A 4,992-nucleotide genomic window follows, 5' to 3' on the forward strand; every position below is an offset into this window, starting at 1 on the left:
TGCCTGCCCCCCACGTGCCGGGCCCCGGCTCCACGGCCCGGCCGCCGGACGGTGCGGGACACACACCCGCGACCTATCACGGCCCCGGCTTCCGCCTCCGCCGCCTCCCGCACCGTGCCGAGGTGGCCGAAGGGCGTCTCTGGGCGCCCCGCGCCGTGAACTCCGAGTACCGGCGCCTCCGGGAGGTCGCGCTCGGTATCCCCGGGCGAGGGCAGCGTCCGCCCGCCGATCCCGACGCGGTGCAGCACCTGAGGACGGTCGACTACGCGCGCATGGCCGACGAACTCGCCTGCCTGGCCGAGACGTACGAGGCCATGGGCGTGGCCGTCCACGAACTGCCGCGGCCCGCGGGGCTCGACACGGGTTCCACGGACGCCCGCCCGCACCCGCGACCCGCGGGGGCCCTGGCAGGCCCGGCGGACGATCCGGCCGTCCACAACCGGATGTTCGCCCGCGACACGTTCGTCCTGACGCCCGAGGGAGCCGTCCTCGCCCGCATGGGCAGCGACGTGCGGGCCGGGGAGGTCCGGCTGGTCGCCCGGCTCCTCGCGTCCCTCGACATCCCCGTCATCCGCACGATCCACGGCAGCGGCACGCTGGAGGGCGCCGACGTGCTGTGGGCCGGGCCGGACCTGGCGCTGGTGGGCGTCGGCAACCGTACGAACGAGGAAGGCGCCCGACAGCTCGCCGAGACACTGGCGGCCTTCGGCGCCCGCACCGTCCCCGTCGCGATGCCGCGCGGGGTGCAGCACCTTCTCGGCCTCGTGCAGTTCCTCGACCACGATCTCGCCGTGATCCGGGCGGAGTTGGCGGACGCGGCGCTGACCGGCCTGCTGCGCCGCCTCGGCCACACCCTGCTTCCCCTGGCCGAACACCCCGACATCACCGCCCGGTTCGGCATGAACGTCGTCTGCGTCGCCCCGCGCACCGTGGTGATGCCGGCCGGCGTGCCCCAGGTGCGCAAGGCCTTCGACGCGGCGGGCATCGAGGTGGCGGCCGAGGTCGCCATCGACGAACTCCTCGGCGCGGCGGGCGGGATCGGCTGCGCCACCGGCATCCTCTCCCGGGACCGCGCGACGCTCCCGCACCCCGATCCGTCCCCGGCCGACTGACCCGGCGCTGTCTCAAGGAAGAAGGCCCACCGATGCAGGACTCCGTCCGGATCACCGTCACGCTCGCCTCCGGCGCCAGCGCCGTCTTCGACGGCCTTTCCCCCGACGGCGTTTCCCCGAACGGCCCTTCTCCCGAAGGGCTTTCCTCTGACGGGCTTTCCCCCGGCGCCGGCGGCGCTCTCGTCGACCCTGACACCGGAATCGAACTGCGCACATCCGGAACCCGGCCCCTGGCGGTCACCGTCCGTCCGCCGTCCACCGACGACCCGATCCGCTCGGTGGCCCACGACCTCTTCGCCCCCATGGCCAATCTCCGCAACGTCATCGTCCCGGACAGCGGCCGCTGGTTCATGAACGGGCTCCAGCCGATCAGCGCCTGGCGCTTCCACCGCACCGCCGACAGCGCCGCTCACGACGTACTCACACCGCTGTACGTCTTCACCCGCCCCGACGGGGCGACGGACGTGGCCCTCGGGCTGGTGGGCGAGCTGTACGAGACCCGGTGCGAGGTCGTCGAACCGGCTTCCAACCGGGCCCTCAACGTCCATGTCGGCATGCTCGGCGTCCGCTTCGTCCGGGGCACCCCCGACCACCCCATCCCCGCACACGTCGTCGCGGCGGACGGTTCCGTCACCGACCACCTGTACGTGGACCGCCCCGGCCGCGACGAGCACGTGCCCTGGTCCCTCGCGCTGCGCCGGTTCAGCCTGGCCCAGCGTGCGGTCCACGATCTGCGCGACGCCGCCCCCGCCGACGCGTGGGAGCCCGTGTGGTGCTCCTGGGTGGACTGGGGCAGCGAGCATCTGAGCGAGGACCTCGTACGGGAGAACGCCGCCCGCGGTGTGGACCTCGGCATCCGGCACTTCATCATCGACGACGGCTGGTTCGGCCCCGGCCTCGACTCGTCCTACGACACACCGCTGAACATCGGTGACTGGGCGCCCGACCCGAAGAAGTTCCCCGACCTGGCCGGCCTCGTACGAGAGATCCGGGCGATGGGCGGCAAGACCCTCATCTGGTGCGCGCCGCACGCCGTGGGGCCCGCGGCGCGCTGCCTGCCCGAGCGGGAGCACCTCCTGATGCGGGACGCCGCAGGCGCGCCCTCTCGCAGCGAGACCCAGTTCCACTCGCTATGCTTCCGCTGTCCGCAGGCCCGGGACGTCATGGTCCGCGTCTGTGTGGACCTCCTCACGGCGTACGACTTCGACGGCGCCAAGTACGACCTCTTCAACTGGCTCCCGCCCGAGGGCTGTCAGAGCACCCGCCACGAGCACGACACCGCGTCCATGCTCCACGGGCTGGAGCTCACCCTCGCCGCCGTCGACGAGGCGACCCGCCGCGCCCGCCCCGGCGCCGTGGTGGAACTGAAGCAGAACTACGGCACACCGTTCCTCACCCGCCACGGTTCGATGACGCGGGCGGGGGACGCCCCGTACGCGCCGGAGACCAACTTCCTGCGCACGCTGCACGTCCAGGGGTACTGCGCCGCGTCCCTCAACGACTACCAGACCTTCACCGACCGGGACTCGGCACAGGACGTCGCGGTCGCCGTGCTGACGATGATGGCGGTCGGCATCCCCGCCTACGGCGCCGACCTGCCCTCGCTCTCCGGGGACCGCGCGCAGGTGCTCCGCCACCACCACCGCTGGTACACGGAGCGCCTGCCGCGCATGCGCCGCCACCGCCGGCCCCTCGACGCGGCGCACCGCCTCATGGCCGTCGCCGCGTGGGAGCCCGCCGACGGCGATGTCGACGGCAAGGACATCGTGTTCGCGGTGAACGACCCGGCGCCCGTGCCCTGGAGCGGACGGCCCACCACCGTACTGAACGCGACGCACGCCGACCGGCTGCTGCTGACCGGCGCCGTCACCGGCGACCACCGCGCCCGCACGGCCGACGCCCTCGGGCGCGATCTCGGCGAGGTCCTCCTGCCCGGGGACCGGGACTGCTGGTCGGTGCCCGTGCCGCCCGGCGGCCGTGTCGACATCGTGCCCGCGACGGCGGCCGGGAGGTCACAGTGAACGCGTCCGTCCCGGCCGTCACCGTGGTGATCCCCTGCCACAACGACGGGGCCTTCGTCGGCGGAGCCGTCGACAGCGCCCTGGCCCAGACCCACCCCCATGTCAGCGAGATCGTGGTGATCGACGACGCGTCCGACGACCCCGCGACCCGGGACGTACTCGCGGCCCTGGACGGGGGAGGCGTCCGCGTGCTGCGCGTGCCGCACGGGCACGTGGCGGCGGCACGCAACCACGGCATACGGCAGGCGCGCACCCCGTACGTCATGGTCCTCGACAGCGACGACCGGATGGAGCCGGACTACCTCAAGGAGACCGTCGCCCTGCTGGAGGCGGACGGGGCGCTGGCCGTCGCGGGGAGCTGGCTGCGGACGTGGGGCGCCGCCGAGTGGGTCGTCAAGCCCACCGGGGGCGGTCTGACCGAGTTCCTTCCGCGCAACAGCTGCCCGGGGTCCTCGCTGCTGCGCAGGTCGTGCTGGCAGGAGTGCGGCGGGTACAGCGAGGAACTGCGGGGCGACTACGAGGACTGGGACTACTACCTGAAGGTGACCTCGCGCGGCTGGCGGATCGCCGTCGTGGAGGCCCCGCTGATGCGCTATCACCTCGCGCAGGGCTCCTTGAACACCCAGGGGTTCGCCCGCCGCCCCGAACTCGTCGCGGAGATCGTCCGCAGACACCTCGACACCTACCGCGACCATGTCGTGGAGGCCATGGCGGGCAAGGAACGCATCCTGATGCAGCGCGTGGAGGAGCTGCGGGACCACCTGGTCCGCACTCCGGACGCGCCGCTTCCCGAGGTGACGTTCGGCGACGGCGGTCTCGCCTTCGCGGCGGGCGTGCAGGCCCTGCGCGACACTGCCCCGCGTCCCTGACGCGCGCCCGCCGCGCGCCCGCGTCCGTATCCCGTATCCCGCGTCCGATATCCCGTCTCACGCGCGCGCCGTACGGGCCCGCCTCCGCTCGCGCCGACCGAGCGGCAACCGTTCCCTCACAGTGAATTCACTTCCGGGGTCTACCCGCGTAGCGCCCTCCAGGGGTGTCATGGACACGACCGTCACGACTCCGTCGAGCCTCATGCCCCAGGAGACACTCATGCGCCCCACCGCCCTCATACCCGTCGCGGCCGGATCTGCTCTGGCTCTGGCGTTCAGCGGCCTCATCCTCGGCGTCGGCGCCGGCACCGCGCGGGCCGCGAGCTGCTCGCAGGCCTACCTGCCGCTGCCTGACCCGTCGTGCACCCCCGGCGTGTACAACTCCGACGTCACCCAGTCGACGATCGACTCCACGATCTGCGTGTCCGGCTGGACGGCCACCGTCCGCCCGCCCACGTCCTACACCAACCCGCTCAAGGCGCAGGGCATCACCGACTACGGCTACGCGGACACCGACCTGGCCGACTACGAGGAGGACCACCAGATCCCCCTCGAACTCGGCGGCTCCCCGCGCGACCCCGGCAACCTGTGGCCCGAGCCGTACTCGGGCACGCAGACGGCCCACAGCAAGGACGGCGTCGAGACGAAGCTCAAGAACGCCGTCTGCGACGGCCGGATCACCCTCTCCGCCGCGCGTACCGCCATCAAGAAGAACTGGACCACGGCCCTCAGCGTCACCGGCATCGGCTGACGGCACCGGTACGGACCGACGTGCACGCCGAGGGAGTTGGCGGCGATCCCGCGACCGCCGCCAACCCCCTTGCCGGTCGCGGCACACCGGCCCGACCCGACGGTTGCCGGGTCCCCGGCCACCGGCCACGCTGTGGCTCCGGGTGCCACCGAGTGCCCCCTAGTACTCCAGCAGTACTTTGAGGCTTGACCTGGGTGAATGTCGAGCGGTGGGAGTGTAGCGGGACGGTTCATGGTCAC

Annotated in this window: 4 protein-coding genes; all 4 read left to right on the forward strand. The window is 72.7% G+C overall.

Annotated elements, in window-relative coordinates:
* Positions 1-1,112, forward strand: a 1,112-nt coding sequence (locus LCE31_RS36590) for a dimethylarginine dimethylaminohydrolase family protein (protein ID WP_225022269.1), incomplete at its 5' end; no start/stop codon positions are given.
* A 32-nt stretch (positions 1,113-1,144) separates the two neighbouring features.
* Complete coding sequence (locus LCE31_RS36595) at positions 1,145-3,133, forward strand: alpha-galactosidase (RefSeq protein WP_225022271.1); 1,989 nt, start codon at positions 1,145-1,147, stop codon at positions 3,131-3,133.
* A complete protein-coding gene (locus LCE31_RS36600; RefSeq protein ID WP_225022273.1) occupies positions 3,130-4,002 on the forward strand; it encodes a glycosyltransferase family 2 protein in 873 nt (290 codons plus the stop codon). Before LCE31_RS36595 ends, LCE31_RS36600 begins: the two co-directional genes overlap by 4 nt.
* Before the next feature lie 220 nt (positions 4,003-4,222).
* Entirely contained in the window at positions 4,223-4,753 is a 531-nt protein-coding gene (locus LCE31_RS36605) for a hypothetical protein (protein ID WP_225022275.1), read from the forward strand.
* Positions 4,754-4,992: the final 239 nt, after the last annotated feature.

It is taken from the genome of Streptomyces sp. 8L (assembly GCF_020176795.1).
GTDB lineage: Bacteria > Actinomycetota > Actinomycetes > Streptomycetales > Streptomycetaceae > Streptomyces.

What these genes read in the sequence shown, in the direction of transcription:
- LCE31_RS36595 (WP_225022271.1), top strand. Translation starts at nt 1,145, where the DNA reads ATGCAGGACTCCGTCCGGATCACCGTCACGCTCGCCTCCGGCGCCAGC.
- LCE31_RS36605 (WP_225022275.1), top strand. Translation starts at nt 4,223, where the DNA reads ATGCGCCCCACCGCCCTCATACCCGTCGCGGCCGGATCTGCTCTGGCT.